Source organism: Acinetobacter sp. KB005 (assembly GCF_049949095.1).
GTDB classification, from domain to species: Bacteria; Pseudomonadota; Gammaproteobacteria; order Pseudomonadales; family Moraxellaceae; genus Acinetobacter; species Acinetobacter calcoaceticus.
In genome coordinates this window covers 3460244-3483544 of record NZ_CP188191.1, presented here as the reverse complement: position 1 = coordinate 3483544, position 23301 = coordinate 3460244, and the positions used below count along the sequence as shown (strand labels likewise).

The 23301-nt window shown below is 37.1% G+C and carries 20 protein-coding genes, 4 tRNA genes and 1 pseudogene; 16 read left to right on the top strand and 9 right to left on the bottom strand.

The genetic code is table 11. The features are described 5' to 3' along the window. Positions 1-31: 31 nt before the first annotated feature. The 7 genes from ACPF64_RS16660 (at position 32) to ACPF64_RS16630 (ending at position 8459) form a co-directional block, all read left to right on the top strand. On the top strand, positions 32-1036 hold the full coding sequence (locus ACPF64_RS16660; protein WP_017391991.1) for a quinone-dependent dihydroorotate dehydrogenase: 1005 nt from the start codon (positions 32-34) through the stop codon (positions 1034-1036). 6 nt (positions 1037-1042) lie between these two features. Next, on the top strand, positions 1043-1630 hold the full coding sequence (locus tag ACPF64_RS16655; RefSeq protein WP_198079786.1) for a CvpA family protein: 588 nt from the start codon (positions 1043-1045) through the stop codon (positions 1628-1630). A 25-nt stretch (positions 1631-1655) separates the two neighbouring features. After that, on the top strand, positions 1656-3197 hold the full coding sequence (gene purF / locus ACPF64_RS16650; RefSeq protein ID WP_003650754.1) for an amidophosphoribosyltransferase: 1542 nt from the start codon (positions 1656-1658) through the stop codon (positions 3195-3197). 78 nt (positions 3198-3275) lie between these two features. Beyond that, the gene (locus ACPF64_RS16645) at positions 3276-5165 is read left to right on the top strand and encodes a M48 family metalloprotease (RefSeq protein WP_426454633.1); all 1890 of its coding nucleotides are present in this window, start codon (positions 3276-3278) and stop codon (positions 5163-5165) included. 100 nt (positions 5166-5265) lie between these two features. Continuing rightward, positions 5266-5913, top strand: coding sequence for a hypothetical protein (locus tag ACPF64_RS16640; RefSeq protein WP_426454631.1), 648 nt, complete (start codon positions 5266-5268; stop codon positions 5911-5913). A gap of 11 nt (positions 5914-5924) precedes the next feature. Continuing rightward, a complete protein-coding gene (locus ACPF64_RS16635; protein ID WP_003650760.1) occupies positions 5925-6890 on the top strand; it encodes a 2-hydroxyacid dehydrogenase in 966 nt (321 codons plus the stop codon). Between the two features lie 141 nt (positions 6891-7031). Next, a complete protein-coding gene (locus tag ACPF64_RS16630; protein WP_426456167.1) occupies positions 7032-8459 on the top strand; it encodes a M48 family metalloprotease in 1428 nt (475 codons plus the stop codon). Positions 8460-8549: 90 nt separating this feature from the next. Here the strand turns inward: ACPF64_RS16630 and ACPF64_RS16625 are convergent, their stop codons facing one another. After that, complete coding sequence (locus tag ACPF64_RS16625; RefSeq protein WP_003650763.1) at positions 8550-8996, bottom strand: GatB/YqeY domain-containing protein; 447 nt, start codon at positions 8994-8996, stop codon at positions 8550-8552. A gap of 25 nt (positions 8997-9021) precedes the next feature. Further along, on the bottom strand, positions 9022-9237 hold the full coding sequence (gene rpsU, locus ACPF64_RS16620) for a 30S ribosomal protein S21 (RefSeq protein WP_001136722.1): 216 nt from the start codon (positions 9235-9237) through the stop codon (positions 9022-9024). A 145-nt stretch (positions 9238-9382) separates the two neighbouring features. Here rpsU and tsaD point away from each other — a divergent pair, with 145 nt between their 5' ends. After that, complete coding sequence (tsaD, locus tag ACPF64_RS16615; protein ID WP_003650765.1) at positions 9383-10393, top strand: tRNA (adenosine(37)-N6)-threonylcarbamoyltransferase complex transferase subunit TsaD; 1011 nt, start codon at positions 9383-9385, stop codon at positions 10391-10393. An 8-nt stretch (positions 10394-10401) separates the two neighbouring features. On the opposite strand, the gene ACPF64_RS16610 is transcribed toward tsaD, so the two are convergent. Beyond that, complete coding sequence (locus tag ACPF64_RS16610; RefSeq protein ID WP_426454628.1) at positions 10402-11499, bottom strand: DUF6670 family protein; 1098 nt, start codon at positions 11497-11499, stop codon at positions 10402-10404. Between the two features lie 110 nt (positions 11500-11609). Then, positions 11610-12491 (bottom strand): ATP-binding protein, encoded by an 882-nt coding sequence (locus ACPF64_RS16605; RefSeq protein ID WP_426454626.1) that lies wholly within the window; start codon positions 12489-12491, stop codon positions 11610-11612. 177 nt (positions 12492-12668) lie between these two features. Here ACPF64_RS16605 and ACPF64_RS16600 point away from each other — a divergent pair, with 177 nt between their 5' ends. The 8 genes from ACPF64_RS16600 to ACPF64_RS16565 all read left to right on the top strand — a co-directional run bounded on the left by ACPF64_RS16600 (position 12669) and on the right by ACPF64_RS16565 (position 17044). Next, positions 12669-14177 carry a DUF3336 domain-containing protein gene (locus tag ACPF64_RS16600; RefSeq protein ID WP_005306944.1) on the top strand — a complete coding sequence of 503 codons (1509 nt, stop codon included), beginning with the start codon at positions 12669-12671 and terminating at the stop codon, positions 14175-14177. Continuing rightward, a complete protein-coding gene (locus ACPF64_RS16595; protein WP_426454623.1) occupies positions 14164-14967 on the top strand; it encodes a protein kinase domain-containing protein in 804 nt (267 codons plus the stop codon). Before ACPF64_RS16600 ends, ACPF64_RS16595 begins: the two co-directional genes overlap by 14 nt. A gap of 105 nt (positions 14968-15072) precedes the next feature. Then, a tRNA-Leu gene (locus tag ACPF64_RS16590) sits at positions 15073-15157 on the top strand. A 53-nt stretch (positions 15158-15210) separates the two neighbouring features. Continuing rightward, positions 15211-15284: transfer RNA gene (locus tag ACPF64_RS16585), tRNA-Trp, on the top strand. Between the two features lie 27 nt (positions 15285-15311). Further along, a tRNA-Leu gene (locus tag ACPF64_RS16580) sits at positions 15312-15396 on the top strand. Positions 15397-15464: 68 nt separating this feature from the next. After that, positions 15465-15538 (top strand) — tRNA-Trp (locus tag ACPF64_RS16575). A gap of 458 nt (positions 15539-15996) precedes the next feature. After that, complete coding sequence (locus ACPF64_RS16570) at positions 15997-16206, top strand: cold-shock protein (protein WP_003650775.1); 210 nt, start codon at positions 15997-15999, stop codon at positions 16204-16206. Positions 16207-16573: 367 nt separating this feature from the next. After that, positions 16574-17044 (top strand): AnBLUF65 family BLUF photoreceptors, encoded by a 471-nt coding sequence (locus tag ACPF64_RS16565; RefSeq protein ID WP_045430269.1) that lies wholly within the window; start codon positions 16574-16576, stop codon positions 17042-17044. Here the strand turns inward: ACPF64_RS16565 and ACPF64_RS16560 are convergent. The 5 genes and pseudogenes from ACPF64_RS16560 to ACPF64_RS16540 all read right to left on the bottom strand — a co-directional run bounded on the left by ACPF64_RS16560 (position 17019) and on the right by ACPF64_RS16540 (position 23230). Beyond that, the gene (locus ACPF64_RS16560) at positions 17019-17366 is read right to left on the bottom strand and encodes a hypothetical protein (protein ID WP_045430280.1); all 348 of its coding nucleotides are present in this window, start codon (positions 17364-17366) and stop codon (positions 17019-17021) included. The genes ACPF64_RS16565 and ACPF64_RS16560 overlap by 26 nt on opposite strands. A 533-nt stretch (positions 17367-17899) precedes the next feature. Beyond that, entirely contained in the window at positions 17900-18505 is a 606-nt protein-coding gene (locus ACPF64_RS16555; protein ID WP_426454620.1) for a LysE family translocator, read from the bottom strand. 50 nt (positions 18506-18555) lie between these two features. Beyond that, a complete protein-coding gene (locus ACPF64_RS16550; RefSeq protein ID WP_013197262.1) occupies positions 18556-19389 on the bottom strand; it encodes an AraC family transcriptional regulator in 834 nt (277 codons plus the stop codon). A gap of 123 nt (positions 19390-19512) precedes the next feature. Next, a pseudogene (locus ACPF64_RS16545) lies at positions 19513-20874 on the bottom strand (MATE family efflux transporter). 1075 nt (positions 20875-21949) lie between these two features. Then, positions 21950-23230: an OmpP1/FadL family transporter gene (locus tag ACPF64_RS16540; protein WP_426454617.1), complete on the bottom strand. Its 1281-nt coding sequence runs from the start codon at positions 23228-23230 to the stop codon at positions 21950-21952. Positions 23231-23301: the final 71 nt, after the last annotated feature.

Genomic DNA, 23301 nt, shown 5'->3' with positions numbered 1-23301 from the left:
GCCTACCTAAAATCAGTAGACTGTGATTGGTATGTTATATTCACTTGCTCGCCCGATGTTGTTTAGTTTAGCACCAGAGCGTGCCCATGAATTAACATTATCTATGCTTGATAAAGCGCATAAGTTCGGCCTGCTGCGCCAGAGCGTAGAATCAAAACCGACAACCTGTATGGGAATTGAATTTCCAAATCCGGTAGGTTTAGCGGCTGGGCTTGATAAGAATGGTGCACATATTGATTCTTTAGCCGGACTGGGTTTCGGTTTTATTGAAATTGGAACAATTACACCTCGTCCTCAGTCGGGTAATCCACAACCACGATTGTTCCGTATTCCTGAAGCGAAAGCCATTATTAACCGCATGGGTTTTAATAATGATGGTGTTGATAAACTTGTTGAGAATGTTAAAGCTTCAAAATTTAAAGGAATTCTAGGTATCAATATTGGTAAGAATGCAGATACGCCTGTAGAAAAGGCTGTTGATGATTACCTGATTTGCCTTGAGAAAGTTTATAACTACGCTTCTTATATTACCGTTAATATCTCATCTCCAAATACTAAGAACTTAAGAAGTTTACAAAGTGGTGATGCATTAACTGAATTATTGCAAACCTTAAAAGAAAGACAACTTGAGCTTGCCGAGCAATATAACCATTATGTTCCTTTAGTTTTAAAAGTTGCGCCTGATTTAACAGCAGAAGATGTTGAGTTTATTGCAGCGCAATTATTGCAATTTAAAATTGATGGTTTAATCGTTACCAATACGACTTTATCTAGAGAGGGTGTAGAAAATCTTCCTTATGGTAATGAGTCGGGTGGCTTATCAGGTGCGCCTGTTTTTGAAAAAAGTACCGAATGCTTACGTTTATTTGCCCAAACGTTAAAAGGACAAATCCCGTTAATTGGCGTGGGTGGAATTTTGTCGGGTGAACAAGCAGCAGCCAAACAGCAAGCTGGAGCAACACTAGTACAGATCTATAGCGGATTGATTTATACCGGTCCTATATTAGTGAAACAATGTGTTGCAGCCATGACTTAAGTGAATATGAACACAATTGATATCATTATTCTGATACTTTTGCTCATTGGGGGGCTAAACGGTTTGCGACAAGGATTTATCAAAGCCTTTGCGAACTTGGTAGGATGGATCATTGCATTAATTATGGGTGCAAAATATGCTGTCCTCCTTGCGCCGTCCATGTCGGGTTTAAGTCATGATCCGGTTGTTCAAAAAATTGCAGCTTTCGCATTTATAGCACTTATGATCATTGTTTTAACATGGATCGTCACTGCATTTTTAAATGGCCTCTTGAAAAGTCTAAAATTGGGGCCATTAAATCGTTTAGCAGGTGGTGCTTTTGGTTCCTTAAAAGGCTTGTTAGTTGTGTTGATTACAATGCAGGGCGTAGGGCCTTGGGTTGAAAGTTCACCAAACTGGAAACAGTCCATACTTATACAATTTTTACTGCCTTATGCACCTTTAGCGACTGAGTTGTCTAAAGATGCAGCGAGTGAGGCATTTCATCAAATAACATCTGGAGGTAGTGCATCAAGCACCCCTTCAAAAACAATGGACGAATCGGAAGATTTAGAAAACCGATCCGACCATTCGACAAAGAATCCTTTTTATTAATTCCTAGCTTGTCTGCGAGGTTGCTATGTGTGGAGTTGTTGGTATAGCCGGTAAATCGCCAGTGAACCAAATGTTGTTTGATGCTTTAACGATGTTGCAACATCGTGGGCAAGATGCAGCTGGAATAGTAACCTGCCATGAAGGCCGTCTTTTCCTTCGTAAGGATAACGGTATGGTGCGTGATGTTTTTCATACTCGTCATATGAGAGCATTACTTGGTAATTATGGTATTGGCCATGTACGTTACCCAACTGCTGGTTCTGCTAGCAGTGCTGAAGCACAACCATTTTATGTGAACTCACCTTACGGTATTACGCTTGCACATAATGGTAATTTAACCAATGCCGAAGATATTCATGATGACCTGTTTAAAACAGATTTACGTCATATGAATACTGATTCTGACTCAGAAGTTCTTTTGAACGTATTCGCGCATGAGTTGCAGAAGAACGGTACTTTAAACCCTACACCAGATGATATTTTCCATACAGTTACTCGTGTACACGAGCGCTGTCTAGGTGCATATGGCGTAGTGGCGATGATTACCGGTCATGGTTTGGTTGGTTTCCGCGATCCAAACGGTATCCGCCCACTCATTTATGGTTCACGTATGACTGAACAAGGTGAGATGGAATACATCATCGCTTCTGAATCAGTTGCTATTACAGCGCTTGGTTTTAAAATTGAGCGTGACATTGAACCTGGTGAAGCAATTTTTATCACTGCTGATGGTGAGTTGTTCACAAGACAATGTGCAGCTAATCCAAAATACCGTCCATGTATTTTTGAATATGTTTATTTTGCACGCCCTGATGCCATCATTGACGGAATTTCAGTTTATAAAGCCCGTTTAAAAATGGGTGAAAAGCTTGCTCATAAAATTTTACGTGACTGGGGTGAGGACCATGATATTGATGTGGTTATTCCAATTCCAGATACGAGCCGTACTTCAGCATTAGAACTTGCAAATATTCTAGGTGTTAAGTTCCGTGAAGGTTTTATGAAAAACCGTTATATCGGTCGTACCTTCATTATGCCAGGTCAGCAACAGCGTAAAAAATCTGTACGTCAGAAATTAAACCCTGTTGAGTTGGAATTTAAAGGCAAGAACGTTTTATTGGTTGATGACTCAATTGTTCGTGGTACAACCTGTAACGAAATCATCCAGATGGCCCGTGATTCTGGTGCAAAAAAAGTATACTTTGCATCAGCTGCACCTCAGGTTATGTATCCAAACGTTTACGGTATTGATATGCCTGCTAAAACTGAGCTAATTGCTTCAGAACGCAGCGTAGAAGAGATCCAAGAAATTATTGGTGCAGATCGTTTGGTTTTCCAAGAATTGGAAGACTTGAAAAATGCTGTACGTACCAGCAAAGTGCCTGATCTAACTGAGTTTGATTGCTCTGTATTTGATGGAATTTATGTAACAGGTGATATTGATGGTGCTTATCTAAATAATTTGGAGCAGAAGCGTAATGATTCTGCTAAAAAGAAAAAAGATGGTTACATTGATGTGAATGTTGATGCTGCTTCTGTAGATTTAACAGGCATTAAAGAAGAATAGGAATAGCTGAAAAAAGCGGGTGTTTCCCGCTTTTTTCTTTTATGATGAAACCTAACAATGTAATTGGGATTATTTACATTGAAAGAAGTAAGCCACTATCTAATCGAAAATAAGAATATGGCATGGTCCATCACTATGTGTTTGGTTGCTGTGCTGCTTACTATTTTTATTTTAAATTTAATTTTAGGTTTGCTCGTTCATTTTTTTGATTATAGTCAGCCAATTTGGTGGCACACTTTAAGTCCTTATTTTGTCGCACTATTACTTTTTATTATGGTTTGGTCTGTAGTTACCGAACTTTATATCCTGCGTAAAGGTGGGCATTCTTTAGCGAAACAACTTAAAGCACGTCGTTTGGTGAAAGAAGAAAGTACCCCAGAAGAACTTGCAGCATTAAAAATTACAGAAAATTTGGCGCAGAATTTCTCACTAAAAGTTCCAACCTTGTATGTTTTACCTGATGAGGTCGGGGTCAATGCACTCACAGCAGGTTTTCACCCTAAAGATATTGTGATTATTCTGACATGGGGAGCCTTGCAGAATCTGGATAAACTTGAACTATATGGCTTGTTGGGCCATGAGTTTAATCAGATTTTATCGGGTGAAGCTGTTGAAAACACTAAATTAAAGATTTTATATAGTGGTTTAACAACCTTTAGTCAGTGGGGTAGTAAATTAGCGAAACAGGGGTTTAAACGCTATAGCCCAGGTTATAAGCATAAGTTTGAAACCGTCTTTGTTGCGGTGGGTGGTGTAATTTGGTTAGCGGGTAGCCTTGGGGTATTGATCACTCGATTTATTAAATACTTAACTCTGAGTGGTCGCACATTTCGTAATGACCAAAAAACAGTACGATTATTAAAAAATAGTTCGAATACTCAGACTTTATTGCGTATTTATGTTCACCATTCGGGTTCTCAAATTCATAGTGCTTATTCAGAATCAATCGCACATATGTGTTTTGCAAACTCACTTAGCCCTCAAAGCTGGATGAATATTCATCCGAGTATTCGTGAACGCATTTATGAATTAAACCCGACTTTGCTTCAAGATTTACAATTAGAAAATTTGAAAAAACTACGTAACCGTCCGTTACTTAGCTTATTTCATTTTTTAGAAGAATCTGAAAAAGAGATTTATATTCCATGGTCATCTCCACAGCCCCTACCTTTACTAAGGTTGTCGCCTATTAGTTTTGCACTAAATGATGCCATCAAGCCTCTTAGTAGTGATGTGCGTCGCAATAAAAAGCGTCCTGAGTTAATTCAGCGTGCGCTACAAACAGCTACAGGGTCACGTGAAGTAATGGTGGCTATTTTGATGATTCGTCAATATCGAGAATTCATCCCTAAAGATGCGCCAGTTAGCCATGCCATTATTGATGCCTTATTAAATCTGGATGGTCGTATTCATATTCAGATATTTCATGATGCCTGTAAAAACATTGGACATATGCCGGCAAGCATTGCGCGGCAATTTCTCACAAAACTAGCACTCATTATTCAAGAAGATGGCGAGATTGGGTTGCTGGATGCGCTTTTGTTAGAGCGGGTTAAATATGAACTGAATTTGATGCCGCTGCATTTACCAACTGCATTTGAAGAAGTAAAACCCCAAATTGTTCGCTTGGTTGATGCTTTACTTCATGTTCAACAAATTAACAGCCCAAATCAGTTAGAAGTCCGTGATCGTATTTTACGTTCTTTGCTCAATCCTGATGAAATGAATATTTATGATGAAATTTCGGATGAGCCTTTAGATCTTGCTGAAATTTTAAATGATATTGCGGGTTTATTGTTACGTGACCGTCTGAGTATTTTAGCGATTGCGGAAATGTGCTTGTGGAGCGATCGCATTATTACTCAAGATGAGTTGGATGTACTTGAATTACTTTATTGGCGTTTCGGCTTTGAGACAGAAGAAATTGTTGAGCAAATGCAAAAAAGAAATAGTGTTATGATTATTTAAAAGACATCTACGATTATAAAAACAGCTGAACGAAATAAAAAACTGAAAAAAAAACTGAAGCCCGTTAGAATGTAGATTGAGTAGAGGTATTGATTCAAACATGATTGGGCAGCAAAGAAATATACTGGCAACTTTAGGAATTGATTTATGGATTCCTAAGACACAGGTGTGCCAAAAAAATAATGCTCAAAGCCTTTGGCGAGATCATGTTGTTGAAGAACCTGAACCGATTATATTGCCTTCTGTAGAACCAGTCGTTCTTGAGCAGCCTACAAAGCCACAAATCAACGATATTCCAAAAGTTGAACCTGAAATTGTGGCGCCAGTCTCAATAGATGTTCAGCCCGTTATAGCACCTCACAATGAAGTGCAAGCACCTGTAATTAAGATTGCATCATTTGAGTTGCAGGCTTTTTCTCTTGAAAAATGTGTTATTTTTTTAGATGTTACGAATTTAAGCGAAGAAGAAAAACAGCTTTGGAGTAACATACAAAAAGCAAAAATAGGGCAGTATGCTGAATTAAAATGGCCTTTTCCTTTAGCGACTTATCAAGATCAACGGGGCGCTGGTTCATATATACAAGGTTTTTTAGATGCTCTCGCAGCAGAGAAAAAGATATTGTGTCTTGGTGACTGTTCTTATATTCAACATGCGAATATTATTTATTTAGCAAGTTTAAAAGAAATGCTGGAGAAACCACTCCTTAAAAAAAGGTTATGGAAATTAATGCAAGATAACAACGAGTAGTAGGGATTTACATGAAAAAAGTTGTAGTATTTAGCCAAATTGATGAAGAAATTTTGTCTCGATTACAACAGAATTATCATGTTGTAGTTCTTAACCCAAAACTGGGTGATATTAATGAACAAATACGACAACACGTTGTAGATGCTGACGGGATGATTGGTGCAGGACGGTTACTCAATGAAAATAACCTTGCGCCAGCCCAAAAACTAAAAATTATTTCATCTGTAACGGTGGGCTATGACAATTATGATCTGGCTTATTTAAATCAAAGAAAAATCTGGTTATCAAATACGCCTCATGTTTTAACAGAAACAACAGCTGATCTTGCTTTTACATTATTACTAAGCGCTGCTAGAAAAGTTCCTTTTCTTGATCATTGGACAAAGCAAGGTGAATGGAAAAGAACTGTAGGGCCTCAGCAATTCGGTTTAGATGTTTTTGGAAAAACACTAGGAATTATTGGACTTGGCAATATTGGGGCTGCAATTGCTCGACGTGGTTTTTATGGATTTAACATGAATATTGTTTACCATAATCGTCGTGAAAAGCCTGAATTAGCTGAGCCATTAAACGCACAATATCTTGGTTTGGATCAATTACTACAACAGTCTGATTTTGTAGTAACCGCAGTTGATTTAAATAACGAATCGAAAGCTTTAATGGGCAAAGCTCAATTTGAGCTTATGCAAAAACACGCTATTTTTATTAATATTGCGCGCGGTTCGGTAGTTGATGAGCAAGCTTTGATTGAGGCTTTGCAGCAAAATCAGATCTTTGCTGCTGGTTTAGATGTGTATGAAAAAGAACCTTTACAAGATTCAGCACTTTTTAAATTGCCGAACGTAGTCACTTTACCTCATGTGGGTTCAGCTACTGCTGAAACCCGTAAAAAAATGGCAAATCTTGCCTATAAAAATCTGGTTGAGGCTTTAGAGGATAAAACACCTAGATATCTGGTAAACCCAAACTTTATATAAGTGATGAATAACACTTCATTGCAAAACTAGTCGATTTCCAGTGATATAGTAAAAGTCTATTGATTGAACATCATTTTTATGGTTCACATCAGTAGACTTTTTTTATGGTTTAATTTTAATAGAGAAAAATTTTTGAGATTTTTGCCAGTTATTTTAAGTGCGACTTTTATAGCAAATGCTGCGTATGCACAGTCTTTCGACCCTTGGTCATCTGCGAATCAGGTGGAAATTCCAAATATTGGAAGTGGGATAGGCTTGCTTGATCAACAAAAAGAAAAATTTATTGGTGAAAAAGTATTCCGTGAAGTTCATAAGCAAATGCCAGTTCTCCAAGATATTTGGCTCGAAGATCAATTTTTCCAAGTATTTTCAAGTATTTTGAGTGAGACTCAACTTGGTCAGCCTATTGGTCTAGTTGTAATTAAAGATCCACAAATCAATGCATTTGCTGTTCCGGGTGGCTTATTCGCGCTTAATACTGGCCTTATTGCTTCAGCTCGCAATATTGATGAAATTGCTGGGGTTATGGCGCATGAAATTGCACACGTATCTCAAAGACATTTTAGTCGTTCAGAGGAAGCCTTTAAGGGGCAAACTTTATTAAGTTTGGCTGGGCTTTTGGCAGGTGTGGCAATCGCTGCACAGGGCGGTGGAGATGCTGGGGCAGCAGTGATGTTGGGAACACAAGCTGCACTAATGGATAGCCAGTTAACATATAGTCGAAATCAGGAGCGTGAAGCAGACCGTATTGGCATGCAATATATGTATGCAGCGGGTTATAACCCTCAAAGTATGGCAGACTATTTTGAAACAATGCACCGTGCGACGAGTCGGGTAAGTTTTTTACCAGATTTCTGGTTGACTCATCCATTGACGACTGAGCGTATGAGTGAAGCTCGACTTCGTGCGAACCAGATGCCTAAAGTTAAAAATCGTATATATGATGCCGATTTTGAAATTTTAAAATGGTACACAATGGTGGTTTCAAATCAGGCTACTGAAAATCAACTACAGAGTTTGGCCTCTCAAAAAAATATTGCTGGTCTTATTGCTTTGGCGGCTTTTTACGTAAAACAAGGTGATTATGCACAGGCACAGTCCACCTTGGATCAAGCCAAATCTAGCGGAAAACCTCTTGTTGCGCTATTGCAGACAGATATTTATCTAGGGCAAAACAAGCTTGACCAAGCCTATTCCTCAATTGCTTCTACACAAATGACTATGCCTGAAAATAGAGCTTTTAGCTATAAATTGGCTGAAGTGCTATTACGTCAAGGAAAATTTGCACAAGTTCAAACTCTTGTTCAACGATTTATTAATAAAAACCCAAGAGATATACAAGGTTGGCAATTTTTACAGCAAGCTGCGAATTTGGACAAGGCAGGAAAGTTGAGAGCAGTTAATGTTTTGCGCTATCGAGCAGAAGCTGAATATTGGTCGGGGAGTGAAGAGAATGCAATTAAATCGATGTTGCATGCTCAACGATTAGCAAAAGACAATCAAGCAATGTCGGCTAGAATAGACAGTAGATTAAAACAAATGCAAGATGAGCGACGAATGAAAATCTAAAAATATATCTTTTAAAATTTTCAGATATGCAAATATGCACAAACTAAAAGGAATTTTGGTTTGAAGGAATATAAAATTTAAGAGAGGAAATTAAGCTAATTTAGCTTTAATTTTTGCTGAAACGATAGAAGGATCGGCACGCCCGGCTATGATCGGACGTAGAGAATTCATCACCTTACCCATATCTTTCATGCTAGTTGCTTCTTGAGCAGAAATCGTTTGCTCAATGAGAGAATCAAGCTCTTCCTCAGTCATAGCTTCTGGTAGAAACTGAGATAAAATCTCAGCTTCGGCTTGTTCTTTACTAGCTAAATCATCACGACCAGCACCTTCAAAGGCTTTGATCGATTCTTTACGTTGTTTAATTTGCTTTTCAATGACCGCAAGAACCTGAGCGTCGCCAAGCTCTATGCGCTCATCGACTTCGATTTGCTTAATTGCTGCTTGTAGACTACGCAAAACCGTCACTGTTGCCATATCTTTGGCACGCATAGAAGTTTTTAATGCATCAGTAATTTGGTTTTTTAAAGTAGTCATAATTCAGCAGTCAATCACAAATTAATTAGTAAAGGCGAGTAGTACGTACAGATTCGCGAGCCAATTTCTTTTGGTAGCGTTTAACTGCAGCAGCTTTTTTACGCTTACGTTCTTGAGTTGGTTTTTCGTAGAATTCGCGTTTACGAACGTCAGCTAAAACACCAGCTTTTTCGCATGAACGTTTGAAACGACGGATAGCTACGTCAACTGGTTCGCCTTCTTTCAACTTAACTTGTGGCATGTAAAATCCTCTAGATTATGGATAAGATCAAGCACACTATTGTGCCGGATCACAAGTGAAGGTCAGTATTTTACTCATTTACAACTCATATCACAAGTCTATAATAGCGATTGCAATATTTTGACTCATATAAAAGGCAGTTTTGATGATTGTTTTAGGCTTGGAAACTTCTTGTGATGAAACAGGGTTGGCACTTTATGATAGCGAACTCGGCTTGCGGGGACAGGTTCTTTATAGCCAGATTAAACTTCATGCCGAATATGGTGGGGTAGTACCTGAACTTGCTTCTCGTGACCATGTTCGTAAATTAATTCCTTTAATGAATCAATTGCTTGAGCAAAGCGGAATAAAAAAACAAGAGATTGATGCAGTTGCTTATACGCGTGGTCCTGGCTTAATGGGAGCCTTAATGACAGGGGCTTTATTTGGAAGAACTTTAGCTTTTTCTTTAAATAAACCTGCAATTGGTGTTCACCATATGGAGGGGCACATGTTGGCACCTCTACTTTCAAGTCAGCCACCCGAATTTCCATTTGTGGCTTTATTAGTTTCAGGTGGACATACACAATTAATGGCAGCTCACGGCATTGGTCAATATGAGCTTTTAGGTGAGTCTATTGATGATGCAGCTGGAGAAGCTTTTGATAAAGTTGCAAAAATGATGAGCTTGCCATACCCCGGTGGTCCCAATATTGCAAAATTAGCTTTAAGTGGTAATCCGTCAGCATTTGAATTTCCGCGACCAATGCTTCACCAAGGTTTAGATTTTTCTTTTAGTGGTTTAAAAACAGCAGTTTCTGTGCAATTGAAAAAATTGAATGGTGAAAACCGAGACGCGGATATTGCAGCTTCATTCCAAGAAGCAATTGTAGATACCTTGGTAAAAAAATCAGTAAAAGCTCTAAAGCAAACTGGACTGAAACGTTTAGTTATCGCAGGTGGCGTAAGCGCAAATTTACGATTACGTGAACAGTTGGAAACTTCATTGGGTAAAATTAAGGCACAAGTTTACTATGCTGAACCTGCCTTATGTACTGATAATGGGGCAATGATTGCTTTTGCGGGTTATCAACGGTTAAAAGCAGGACAACATGATGGTTTGGCTGTAACCACGACACCACGTTGGCCAATGACGGAACTCACTATTCCTGAGTAAAAGTATTCCTATTTAAAAGCTTCTTGGTTTTCGATATCAATGTATTCGATATAACCACGGCCTTGAACTTCATTGCCGAAGTAATTACCAGTAAATTTATAGCCACTAGCATAACCACGCCCATGACCATAGCGGAATGGGCAGTCAATTTCTGCCTGAATATTCAAAATAATTTGTTTATTCTCATTTCGAGCAATCCACGAAAAGTATTTCGGAAGTCGCATTTTTTCTCCAGTCGGTGAGATGTAGTCATCGACTTGATGAGAAATAACGTCAAAGCTAACATCTGTATAAATTTCAGCTGGCTGATCAAGATATCTAATATGCAGGGTATAAGCTACCGTCTGTCCCGCAATATCTGCTTTAGTAAGAAGAAGTTGAGTGGTCTCGTTTAAATTAATAATTTGATAAGTAAAAAAATCAAGCGGCAGTTTATAAGCGTCAGGAAGAAGTTTGTTGATGAAACTATGTGGGCCAGCCGCTCGTGCATATTCATACGTACAGAGTCCTTCACTTTCAATGCGTTCTGCTTGATAACTTAAAAAGCCTTTAAACTTTGCCAATAAACTAAAATGATCATAAATTGGTGTTTTTATAAACCATGAAGCATGTGTTGTAACATCAATATCAAAGTCGAAATCAAGCCCATCATAATGTCCATGGATATGAACTTGCGGGAACTTTCCTTGAATTGAAATTTCTTTGCCTAGTCCTATTAAGCTCCCATCTTTATTAATTTTCGTCTCTTTGGGAATGATATACGCCTTAAGCAAAGCTTGCTCAACCGCGGCAGTACTTGAAAAGAATGTGGCTGTTTTTCTGGGGTCTTCATTAATGATGTCATCATGATCAAAGGCTAGCGCACCGGGCGTGCCTAATAAAATCATAATGTTTAGATAACGATGCGGTTCGGGTAAAAGGGGAAAAAAGATACCGTAATGTGTCCAGCTATAATATTTTTCCTCAACTCGTGGGCGGATGATATGAGACTGAGTAAAAGGAAGCGTTGAGTATTTTTCTGCTTGATCCAAGGCACCTTGCGCGAGCAATAAGCTTTTACCAAGGACTTTGCTGCCTATGGAAATTTTTGGGAATTGTTTTTTCATATATAAACCTAAATAAGGATAGGACTATCTTTGTTTTAGGTTATGAAAAACAACTGCCAAATCTAAGCGGTTTTCAGGCCAAAGCCAAGGCTTTGCGGGACATTCGTCATTTAATTATTAGACAACTGTTTTAACCCATTTAAACCAATCCAATGCTTTGAGAACTGGTAAGCAGCACGGCCAGAGCGCTGACCACGCATTTGGCACCATCGTAAACTCTCGGCACGAACTTCATCATTAAAAGACATATTTGCCTTTTGAATATAATGTTCTACGATTTCTAAATATAAATTCTGATCCATTGGATAAAAAGATAACCACAAACCAAAACGATCTGACAAAGAGATCTTTTCTTCAATCGCTTCTTGAGGGTGTAGTTCAGTATATTGAGGAACATCGACCTTGGTTACAGGTGTATTTTCATGCATGAATTCGGGTAACAAATGGCGACGGTTACTGGTCGCATAAATAATAAAATTACTCGCACCAGATTGTAATGAGCCGTCCAATACGCTTTTTAAACTACGATAGTTTTCATCTTCAGCATTAAAAGCCAAGTCATCGCAATATACGATGTATTTTTCAGGTCGATTTTTAATGAGTTTTTGAATTTTAGGTAAATCTGCCAAGTCATCACGTTCAATTTCAATTAAACGTAACCCTTGAGGGGCATATTCAGTCAATAAAGCACGAACAATAGATGATTTACCTGTACCACGTGAGCCAGTTAGAAGAACATCATTTGCTGGCAAGCCATTTAAAAATTGCAAAGTATTTTGAATGATTTTTTCTTTTTGGCGTTCAATGCCTTTTAAGTCATCTAAATAAATATTCTTTGGAGTATAGATGGCTTTAAGTTGCTGATTTTCCCATCTAAAAGCAGGTGCAGTAAAATCTGTCTCTTGTTTAGGTTCAGGTAAGACCTGCTGTAACTGATTTAATACAAGTGATAATGTCTGAACTAAATTGTCTGGTAAATCAATGGTAGCCATGGTAAGTCAATCATGTTAAACAGTAATTTACTAGGATACTAACACCGAAATTAACAGGCTGACAAAAAAGTTGTTGCTATACAGTTTATCGGTTTTGCAATTGATTGAAATCTTCAGACCGCGCATAGTGTGGTCATGTCTATTCAGTAAAATCATCTGTGAAGATGAGGACGAAATATGTTTGAAAAAATACGAAGTGATATGAATCCGCATCAGGCTTACCGTATCAAAAAATTACAACGTCAATTAGACATGGCTGAATCTTATGAAGAGTGGAAGTCTTTTGCATTAAAACTAGATGAAGAAACAGGGGTGCAAGAGTGGAAATTCGATAATAGTTCACCTTATTTCGATGCAGAGCTCATTTCTTATCGATATACCTTACTGAAAAGATACCGCCAGCAACATCGAACGCTAGACCTCATTTATCTACTCAAAGAAGGCCTAACCTACGATATTGCAAATATTGGTCACCCTATGCTTTTTGCTGCAACTCATGTGGGCACAAAAAAACTAATTGAAGACTATATTGAAGAAGTTAGCCAAAGCTTGGCCTATATAGCTTCAAGTGAATGTATTACTTTCCAACGCAAAGAAAAAATTGAGTTTTTTGAAAATTGTGAAAAAGCATATGGACAACCGGCTCTTATGTTCTCGGGTGGAGCGACTTTAGGTCTTTTTCACACAGGGGTGTGTAAAGCTTTAATTGAACAGGATTTAATGCCTAAAGTGTTGTCTGGCTCAAGTGCAGGGGCAATTATGACAGGTATGCTTGGAACTTCTGCCAGTGAAGATGTTCAAAATTTATTAAATGGAGAACAATTCTTTAGTGATGCTTTTCATTTTAGAAAACTTCGTGAACTCATTAAAGGAAATGGTGGAATTGCCGATGTGCACTATTTGAAAAAATTCCTTGTTGAAAACTTAGGTGATCTTACTTTTGAGGAAGCTTTCAAAAAATCTGGTTTAAATATTAATGTTGCGGTTGCGCCCTATGATGCAACAGAAAACCCGCGAATTATGAATGCCATTATGACCCCTAACGTTTTGGTATGGAGTGCTGTATTGGCTTCATGTGCTGTACCTGTGTTATTTCCACCAGTGCGTTTAACTAGTAAACGTTATGACGGTGAACATACACCTTATATGGCAAATACAAAATGGGTTGATGGCAGTGTAAGAAATGATTTTCCGCAAGAAAGAATGGCGCGTCTATATAATTTGAACTACACCATCGCCAGTCAGGTTAACCCGCATATTGTGCCCTTTATGCAAAATGATGCTGACCGTTTTCGTAAGGATGTTTTAAGCTGGCCAGAACGTATTTTAAGACGTCAAGGTAAAGTACTGTCGATGGGACTTATGGATTTTACCCGTCAAAGACTTGGTTCTATATCTCCGATTAGGAGATTACTCGATCATGGATATGGCGTAATGGGGCAGCGTTATTATGGTGATGTTAATATTATTGCTAAATATGGCTTGAGTCACTATACCTATACTTTGCAAAACCCGCGTCCACATTTGTTTAAACGTTTGCAACGAGAAGGGGAACGCGCGACTTGGCCAAAAATTTCTTCGATTGAGACCCATGCTCGTATTGGCAAGACGATTCAGCATTGCTTAGAAGTTTTGCGTTTTGAAGAAAAGCAACAACAGCCAGAGTCGTACTATGCTGAAGCATGATTTTGCTTCTCATATAGAAAACTTAACATATGTTACAAAGCCCAGAAGTTCAGCTTTAGGACGGCATCTATGGACATGTTCTATAGATGCTAGAAATTACTGGTTAAAATATCACTTGTCTGAAACGCATGTTCAAAGTGAGCAAGACTTCATACATGAACAATTGTTTTACGAAGAAATTAATCACAAGAACCCTGCGTGGCTTTTACCCTATAAATTAATCGAAGTTACTGCACTTCCTCAATTAAACCATTCTTTAGGTCAGGTTTTAATTTTACCTGATACTGATTTGTGGTTTGGTTCATTGCCTCATGAAACTCATTTAACAGATGTGTACCATACGATTTGGTTCGCGCTAGATAAGCTCTCGGAACTTCATAGATTAGGTTGGATTCATGGAGATATTAAAAGAGAACACTTTCGAAAGTTTCAGCAAAAACCTTACTTGATTGATTTTGAGAAAGCCCGACTTTTGACGAGTTCAGATTCAGTGATGGATGCAACACCACGTTATATGGCACCTGAACTCTATCAAGGTCATGGCAAGAGTGTACAAAGCGATTTATATGCACTTGGAATTGTTTTGTATGAATGGTTAGCCCAAACTCGATTAGAAGCAGGGAATTACTATGATTGGGCAGTATTGCATTGCCAAAATTTAACCATTCAATTACCAACACAGTTTATGAATTTTTATCCATTACTTTCAGGTTTATTGCAAAAACAACAAAAAAATAGGTTTGCAAACGCGTTTGAAGCGCTCAATTGTTTAAAAGCAGTTTCAATCTGATAAAAATCATTGATCTAGTATCTGTATACAATTTACACGGTCAGTTTTTTTTAGAAAAAAAACACTTGTCACTGTTAGATCTTATCGCTAATATACACAGCCATCGGGGGCGTGGCGAAATTGGTAGACGCACTGGATTTAGGTTCCAGCGCCGCAAGGTGTAAGAGTTCGAGTCTCTTCGCCCCCACCACTTTAAGTTAAATCTTAAAGTTGATTTGGATGTTAAGTCATCTAGATCTTGGAAGAGGATTGGTGTAATGGTAGCATGACGGTCTCCAAAACCGTTCGTCAAGGTTCGAGTCCTTGATCCTCTGCCACATTTATTTTAAATAAATGTCCCAGATGGGGGCGTGGCGAAATTGGTAGACGCACTGGATTTAGGTTCCAGCGCCGCAAGGTGTAAGAGTTCGAGTCTCTTCGCCCCCACCATTAAAAGAAGCAAGACGATGTTCTTGCTTTTTTTATGATTAAATCATTAGTTATTTAATCATAAACATAGAGGATTGGTGTAATGGTAGCATGACGGTCTCCAAAACCGTTCGTCAAGGTTCGAGTCCTTGATCCTCTGCCAATGATTTAAAAATGAAGCTCCTTTTTAGGAGTTTTTTTATTGCCTGAATTTTTAAAGCTCAAATTATTTCAAGTATTCGTTCATATTTTCATCTGCCACTTGATAAGTTATAAGTAGTTATCTTTCTGTTCCTCGATATTTTATCTAATCAGACGTAAGGTGTTGGTTAAGTAGGGAATATACTAAATTTTTAGTTGCTTTATTAAGTTATTGTTTTTCTAATTTTTATTATAATTTATAAATTTTTTTTCATAAAAAGCTTGAATAGAAATTTATTTCATGTATCATGCTCTTAACTAGAAAAAAGTCTTGTTAGTAAATCTTCTTTAAAGTATCGTAGTTTTAGTCATAATCCTTCGTTTTTTAAGATCTTAACTCAATTTGTTATTCTTTTTTCAAAGTTATGTTAGTGTCATTATTAAATGATACTAAAATATTAGAAATCAGTAGGATATATCATGTCTAATACAGTAAGTGGTACAGTAAAATGGTTTAACGAAACTAAAGGTTTCGGTTTCATTCAACAAGATAATGGTCCAGATGTGTTTGCTCACTTCAAAGAAATTTCTGGTTCAGGTTTCAAAACTTTGCACGAAGGTCAACGTGTAACGTTTACTGTTACTCAAGGGCAAAAAGGCCCAAATGCTGTAAATATTATTCCACAATAATATTTCAGTAAGAAAAAAAGCACTTTTTAGTGCTTTTTTTTATTTTAGTCATTTAAAAGAAATTCTATTGTTCTTTTAAATGCTATAAAAGCCCTCTCTCTTATAGAGGGCTTTTTATTTCTATCCAGTATGTAAGTCTAATAATATCTCTTATCTCTTATCTCTTATCTCTTATCTCTTATCTCTTATCTCTTATCTCTTATCTCTTATCTCTTATCTCTTATCTCTTATCTCTTATCTCTTATCTCTTAAATTAGTCATTTGTTTAATGCTTAGCATAGGGAAGAAATATAAATTATCAGGAATAGATATATGTTAGATTGAAGAATCTTTAGATAAAGAAATTTTATATTTCACGGAATTGTTAATGAACGTTCGACTGTGTTATGCCAGCCAACGAAACGAAAAAAATGAAGACTTACTGCAAGATTTACGTGATATCTTGACAGAAGCTCGAAATTTCAATGATTTGAATCAAATTTGTGGTGTGCTCTATTATGCTGATAATGCTTTCTTTCAATGCCTAGAAGGTGAACAAGAGTTAGTAGAAAGATTATTTGAAAAGATTAAAAATGATCAAAGACATTACAATGTTAAATGGCTATGTACATATTCCATTGAGAAGAATTCTTTTCAGCGTTGGTCGATGAAATATGTACAGCGTAATACAAATATTGAATCTTTCTTTTTAAGTATGGGAGAAACTAGTTTTAATCCCATTCGTCTTGATGAGCAGAATTTAAAAATTTTCTTAAATGAATTATTGATTGCTGATCAAACCAAGATGAATACGGTTAAGAAAGTAGGAATGGTTAAGCGTGGGGTGAACCCTTTCTAGCTGTTTGACTATCACAAATATGGAGGGTCTTGAGTTTAGGAATGATTTTAGTCATAACAAGATAGACAATAATTGAACTTGCGAGCATCCATATCACTTCTAAACTTTGGCTGATAACAAACATTGCCCAGTAAAAAAAGCTAAATAAGGCAAGACATAGGCCGCTACCTTTGAAATACCAAGTAATAAATATTCCAAAAAGTGCAGAAGAGAGCAGAAGGTTGGTTGTTTCATTCATTCCTAGGTAGTTAAAGAAAATAATCAGTAAGCATAAAGCTAACATTGATAGTAAATATACAAATATATTTTTTGCAATAAACATTTTCTATATCCTATCTGATGACTAAAAAGTTATCTTTCCTCTGTTTCCAGAGGAAAGATAGTACATATTAATTTTTGAGATTCTTTTTCTATTATTAGGAGTTTTTATATTAATAAAGATAATGTTACCGATTCTCCAGATCTCTTCATTAATATTCAGCTTTCTATTTAATAGTAAAGAGTGCTTATATGTACTGAAATTAATTATAGGAAAAACAATTGCTTATGATGTAGGTTTTGGCTTACATAGTTGTGAGAAATTGCCTACATTTGTTCAAAAAATAGGCAAAATTTACAGAATAATATTTAATATAAAATTATATTTAACAATGGCTTATTTGGTTTTGCTGTTAAGTTGATTTTTACATAAATAACAAAAAGTAACATGTGTTTTAGGGAGCATGTTTCTCAAAATAAAAAATATTAGGTCATTAAATGAATATTCAGTAAAAATTTATTTTATGAAATTATAAGAATAAGTATTTTTTAATATAGAAAATTATTAATAAAAATTTATATGACCTAATTTATGCATTAAAAAGTAGATAGGGTTGGTAACCATACAGAGATGAGTAGTGTTAGCGCCATCATTTTATTAAAAATGTTCATATGCTTTGTTTGTGAAAATAATCGATTGCTTAGCCTGCCTGCTAAGGCCCATATGTAAAGGCAAGGAATAGCTATAACGAAAAAAATGAAGGATAAAATTGAGACATTCATCCAGATATCTTGCCCTTGTTTTGTGTAGACACTAATCACTGCAAAAGCCATCATCCATGTTTTAGGATTAATTGCTTGCATAAAAAAGCCAGTAATGAAACCAATCGGACCTTTTTCTTTGTCTTGTTGGAAATGAATAATAGGATTGTAGTTATATAATTTCCAAGCCAACGAGGTTAGCCAGATTAAACCAATGAGTGTCATTATTTTTTGAATAATTGGGTAAGCCAGAAGGGTTGAACCCAGTCCAATGCCAACAATGAGCACAAGTAGGGCAGCCCCGATGCAAGAACCTAAAATGACAGGAAACGTTTTAGAAATTTTATAACGGCTACTTAAATTTAAAATTATAAAATTAGTTGGACCGGGAGTAATTGAGGCAACAATAGCAAATAATGAAAATGCAGTGAGGTTTTCCATCTTGTCTACTTGAGTTAATAGGGAGAGATAAGATGAAATAATTAAGATTTTTAATCTTGAAGATTTGTGCAGATTTTTCTATAGGCAGCAGGTGTTAATCCATAGCAGCGCTTAAACCAGCGACTTAAATGACTTTGGTCAGCAAAGCATAAATCTGAAGCAACTTGTGCGGGAGATATGCTTCTGGCGAGTAAATCACGCGCTCGTGTAAGTCTGAGTTGAATGAGATATTGATGAGGTGCTAAGTGAAAAGTTGCTTTAAAAATGCGGTGAATATGGTATCGGTCTAAGCCTATCATGCGAGCGATGTCTTCAAGCCCTATATCTTCAAATAGATGATCATGCAAAATATCTCGGATTTGGTGTGCGATTCGAGGTGTGTGAGTAGAAGATGATTGGTGAGCTTTTTTTAACCATTTCCCTTGTGCGATATGATGAATAAGTAGGTCTAGACTATTATCTTTGACAATATTCATTTCTTTATAGTGCAGATGCTGGAATGCTTGAGAAGTAATAATAGCGAGCTGTTCATCTGACTTTAATGGTGCATCAATCACTAACTCGTAGTGATCAGGGCTATTATGAAATAAACCTTGGATACGTTGTTTCAACCAGTCTGGATGTAGGTAGAGCATTTGGTAGGTAAAGCCATCAGACGCAGGAGCATGTCCATCATGGATTTCTTCTGGTTCAAGCATAAAGACTTGTCCCGCATGACTATTGATTTGCTTTTTACGACAGTGAAATTGTTGAATGCCGGATTCAGTTACACCAATTAAATAGCTCGAATGCCAGTGGGGATCATAAGCATGACCAGTAAAATGGGCACGGATTGTTTCAATACCTGTATTGGTATCTTTTGAAATATCCACCCAGTTACCCATAACAATCCACCCATAAATTTTAAGTTTTGCCCTTAGAACGGTACAAAAGAGGTGAGTGTAGTTCTAGAAGATTTGTGCAAAATCTTTAAGAAAATTGAGCAATTTTTTGAACTCAATGCAATTTTATCTATGGATAAAATTTGCCAAGCAGGACACCAAACCAAATATCAAAGCACTCAGGCCAATAACTTAAAAGAAAGTTGATAAACTTGCATCAAAATATAGAACAGCGATACTTCCGAGGACAGCTGCAATAATCATTCTGATGGTACCAGCTAAGATAGGGCCTAATAATCGTTTTGAACCTTGGCCTGCAAAATAAAGTGCCATACCTATACCTATTGCTCCGTAAAAAGGCGCAACATGCTGCAAGTAATTTGTTCCAGTCTGAAGGACAGATGGATCATGACTGAAAAAACCAAGCCAAATGGAAGGGAAAATACTAAAGAAAAGTCCTATTGAGCCAGTAATAAGAAATGTAATAAAAACCCCGATCCATGTGATACGACGTGCTCTTTGAAATTGCCCAGCTCCATAATTAATACCTACCATGGTCATGATTGCTGAGCCGATACCGAACATAAGCGGAACTTGCACGTAGTCTAGTCGGGAAGCAATACCGTACCCCGCGATTGCATCAGAACCAAATTGACCAACTAAGGTTGTTACGATGACAACAGTTAAATTGAGTTGAATTATTCCAATAGCAGACAGTGAACCAATACCAAGAATATCTTTGAAGAACTGAAAATTGATAGGCTTGATCGATAATTTGATAATGCTATGCGTTGTTCGCATGTGCCTAATTAAGCATATGATGGCAAAAATATAATAACTTAAGACAGCGAGCCCAGCTCCAGCTACACCCAATGAGGGAATGAATCCCCAACCAAAAATGAAAATGGGTGATAGGGGTAAAAGTAGTACTCCACCTAGAAGTGTTATGCGGGCCGGAGTTTTTGTATCACCTGCACCACGTAATGCGGCTGAGAGTAGGGCTACAGCCCATATAAGGGGGGAACCTATAAAAATAATATTGGAATATTTTAGGGCTGCATCTAAAGCTAAGCCAGTAACGCCCATTAAGTGATATATCATCTGGGCTGAGGTGAACATAACAATACTAAAAACTCCTCCCAAAATGCCAGCAAGAATTACACCATGCCAGACAAGGGATTGGGCATCTTCTGATCGACCTGCTCCAGAAGCCCGAGCAATTGCTGAAGCTAGTCCTCCACCAAATCCACCATTCGCTAGCATTTGCATGAGCATAAGAATTGGAAACACTACGGCTACGCCAGCTATTACATCCGTTCCTAGAGAGCTAACAAAATATGTTTCTAGTAATCCAATCAGAGTTTGTACAAGCAAAACAGCTATGGTTGGTAACCCCAGTTTTAGCATTACTTGGGGAATTGGTCCGTTTAAGATCGCATGATTTAAATCATGTGTATTTAACGGCTGGCGTACTGATTGTTCCCGCATAATAATTCTCGCTTTATAAACTGCTACAGCAGTAAGGACTGAATCAGTTTGTACCTGTACTTTTCTATCCGTGAATTGCAAAGCATTAGCTCATATTGGTAAGACAACGAGAGTTTTAGACAATATATTTATCCAATGTTTTGAATAATTATTAATGGTGACTATATTATAATATGGTCACTATTTGTCAATAATAAATAGGTCGAGTTAAACTTTCATTTTCAAAAAAGGTCAAATAAAAATATGAATCGGGAAAAGAGTAGTTATCTTCTCCCGACGCGAGGACCAGAAGATCATGAGGTAAGAGATCAAATCCTAAGTGCTGCTACAGAGCACTTCAGTCGCTATGATTATGAGAAAACTACAGTTTCTAGTTTTGCAAAATCTATAGATTTTTCTGAGCTGATTTATATAATTTAATTAATTAATTATTTTTTAATCAGTAATTTATTATGAAATAGGGAGGCAAAAAATTATTACACGAAATGATGCAAAAACGATGTGGTTTTGTTTATTGTAAAAGAAATAATTGAGTTTCTAAAGCAGTCAAAGCGATTTTCCTAGTGATCAACTTATTTATATCCATTATTTTGCAATAGAGAATTAATCATCAATACGAATGTACTAAGGCTGTTTTTTGATCTTATATTAAGAAATTTATCGCCTTAATGGGTTTGTGACTTATGATTGATTTGGTTATTTTTAAATAGTTTCTTAAAAATTTTACAGGACGTCGGTTCTAATATGCTTTAGTGCCTTATTCCATATACTGCAATATATTTAATTCCATTATTTTCATTAAGTTGTGCTGATAATACTAAACAATACACAAGTGACCCACGAGCTTTCACTGATAAGATATAAGTAGGATTGGAGAGTTTTAAATACATAAATCTAAAGATTTCTAAGGCCAAGAATTAAAGCAATTAATAAACAGGACAAAACCGTGAAAGAACAAAGAATAAATTTAATAGACTGAGCCCCGTACGTTACAGAACTCAGTCCAAAAAGCCGTTAAATCAAGCCAACTAACTTTTGGGTTCAGGTCATCTAAATGTTTTTTTAATATCAATCATTAGAACTTATAGCCCATTTTTAATCCATATGCGATGGCATGATTATCTTTAAACTCCGCAACATAATTTGGTGTATTAAATTGCGCACTAGTTTGTAAGTTGGCATCACCTAACCAGAAATATTTTACCCCACCTGAAATGAACGTTTGTGGTGTTGGGCTGAATTGAGCACCTAAGCCAAGATTCCAATATCCTTCTGTCGGCCCTAATGCAGTCACAAGGTTACCTGCCCCAGAATCCCAACCTACAGAAATATTTCCTGTCCATTGGTCATTTAATTTACGGCCTATACCAATATTTGCTGACCATTGGTCATCACTATAGGCAGCTAGATCAAATCCATTTGGTTTGCCAACTGAGGGCCCTGCGATTTCTGAAGCTACACCGAACGCATAAGGGCGGATTGTGAAATCTTTCCAGTTCACCCAGCGCGCATTTGCAAATACAACTGTATTCGCCATGATACCTGTTTGAAAATCTAGATTAACGGATTGAGGCGTAGTAATTTTTGTTTGCTCCAAGCCATTATTCATATTAATAAAAGTGCCAATATTTTGCCCTAATGTTGCAATAGAGCTCTCATTAATTGTCATTTCATGATCAATTTCAGAGCGATAAGTAACAGATGCTTTTAATGCAATTTCTGGAATTTGATATGCAATACCAACCAACCAGCCAACACCGTCAGTTTCTTTAATGTTGAGATTATATCCACCAAAGCTGTTATTCCCACCAAATGCTAAGCCACGAAATTGAGCATCACCTTCAATTGTTTGGTAAACGGGACCTGCATAAAAATTAAAATTTTCATTTGGTTGGTAGCCAAGCAACATTGAAATACTTTGGGTTTTTACTTCAACTTCCAGTGACTCTGTACCATTGTGAAATAGTCCTAAGCCACCTGCAGCAGCTGATGCTGGGTCAGAGAGCGAGTAAGTAACATCTGCGCCAAATGGTCGGTCATAAATTAGACCAAAAGAGAAGTTGTCTGTTACTTGTAGTTTTAGCGCAGCGCTAGGGGAGTAATAATCATCCCCCATGTCACTAATATTTGTATTTTGTAAACCAATCACGCTTGGTGGAGTTGCATTTGGTGAATATTCATTACGCACTTTACCTGAAACGTTTGGATCTAATATAGAAATACCCGCTTCAAAGTAATTACCTGATTGCAAGAATGCAGAGATAGACTGACCTGAGCGGTCTAGAGATGCAGCCAAGGTCCCCGTCATTGGTAAAGTTACTAAAATAATTACTGTACCGAATGTTTTAAATTTCATTTGTGTCTTTCCTTGAAGTGAAAATGTTTGTCGGACATTTTGTGTTTATGTTTCCTAGAGAATTTGGTTAA

Coding starts and splice junctions, on each gene's coding strand:
- ACPF64_RS16570 (WP_003650775.1), top strand. CDS start 15,997: ATGTCTAATACAGTAAGTGGTACAGTAAAATGGTTTAACGAAACTAAA.
- ACPF64_RS16565 (WP_045430269.1), top strand. CDS start 16,574: ATGAACGTTCGACTGTGTTATGCCAGCCAACGAAACGAAAAAAATGAA.
- ACPF64_RS16600 (WP_005306944.1), top strand. CDS start 12,669: ATGTTTGAAAAAATACGAAGTGATATGAATCCGCATCAGGCTTACCGT.
- ACPF64_RS16625 (WP_003650763.1), bottom strand. CDS start 8,996: ATGACTACTTTAAAAAACCAAATTACTGATGCATTAAAAACTTCTATG.
- purF (WP_003650754.1), top strand. CDS start 1,656: ATGTGTGGAGTTGTTGGTATAGCCGGTAAATCGCCAGTGAACCAAATG.
- ACPF64_RS16655 (WP_198079786.1), top strand. CDS start 1,043: ATGAACACAATTGATATCATTATTCTGATACTTTTGCTCATTGGGGGG.
- ACPF64_RS16540 (WP_426454617.1), bottom strand. CDS start 23,230: ATGAAATTTAAAACATTCGGTACAGTAATTATTTTAGTAACTTTACCA.
- tsaD (WP_003650765.1), top strand. CDS start 9,383: ATGATTGTTTTAGGCTTGGAAACTTCTTGTGATGAAACAGGGTTGGCA.
- ACPF64_RS16605 (WP_426454626.1), bottom strand. CDS start 12,491: ATGGCTACCATTGATTTACCAGACAATTTAGTTCAGACATTATCACTT.
- ACPF64_RS16595 (WP_426454623.1), top strand. CDS start 14,164: ATGCTGAAGCATGATTTTGCTTCTCATATAGAAAACTTAACATATGTT.
- ACPF64_RS16555 (WP_426454620.1), bottom strand. CDS start 18,505: ATGGAAAACCTCACTGCATTTTCATTATTTGCTATTGTTGCCTCAATT.
- ACPF64_RS16660 (WP_017391991.1), top strand. CDS start 32: ATGTTATATTCACTTGCTCGCCCGATGTTGTTTAGTTTAGCACCAGAG.
- ACPF64_RS16550 (WP_013197262.1), bottom strand. CDS start 19,389: ATGGGTAACTGGGTGGATATTTCAAAAGATACCAATACAGGTATTGAA.
- ACPF64_RS16610 (WP_426454628.1), bottom strand. CDS start 11,499: ATGAAAAAACAATTCCCAAAAATTTCCATAGGCAGCAAAGTCCTTGGT.
- rpsU (WP_001136722.1), bottom strand. CDS start 9,237: ATGCCACAAGTTAAGTTGAAAGAAGGCGAACCAGTTGACGTAGCTATC.
- ACPF64_RS16560 (WP_045430280.1), bottom strand. CDS start 17,366: ATGTTTATTGCAAAAAATATATTTGTATATTTACTATCAATGTTAGCT.
- ACPF64_RS16640 (WP_426454631.1), top strand. CDS start 5,266: ATGATTGGGCAGCAAAGAAATATACTGGCAACTTTAGGAATTGATTTA.
- ACPF64_RS16635 (WP_003650760.1), top strand. CDS start 5,925: ATGAAAAAAGTTGTAGTATTTAGCCAAATTGATGAAGAAATTTTGTCT.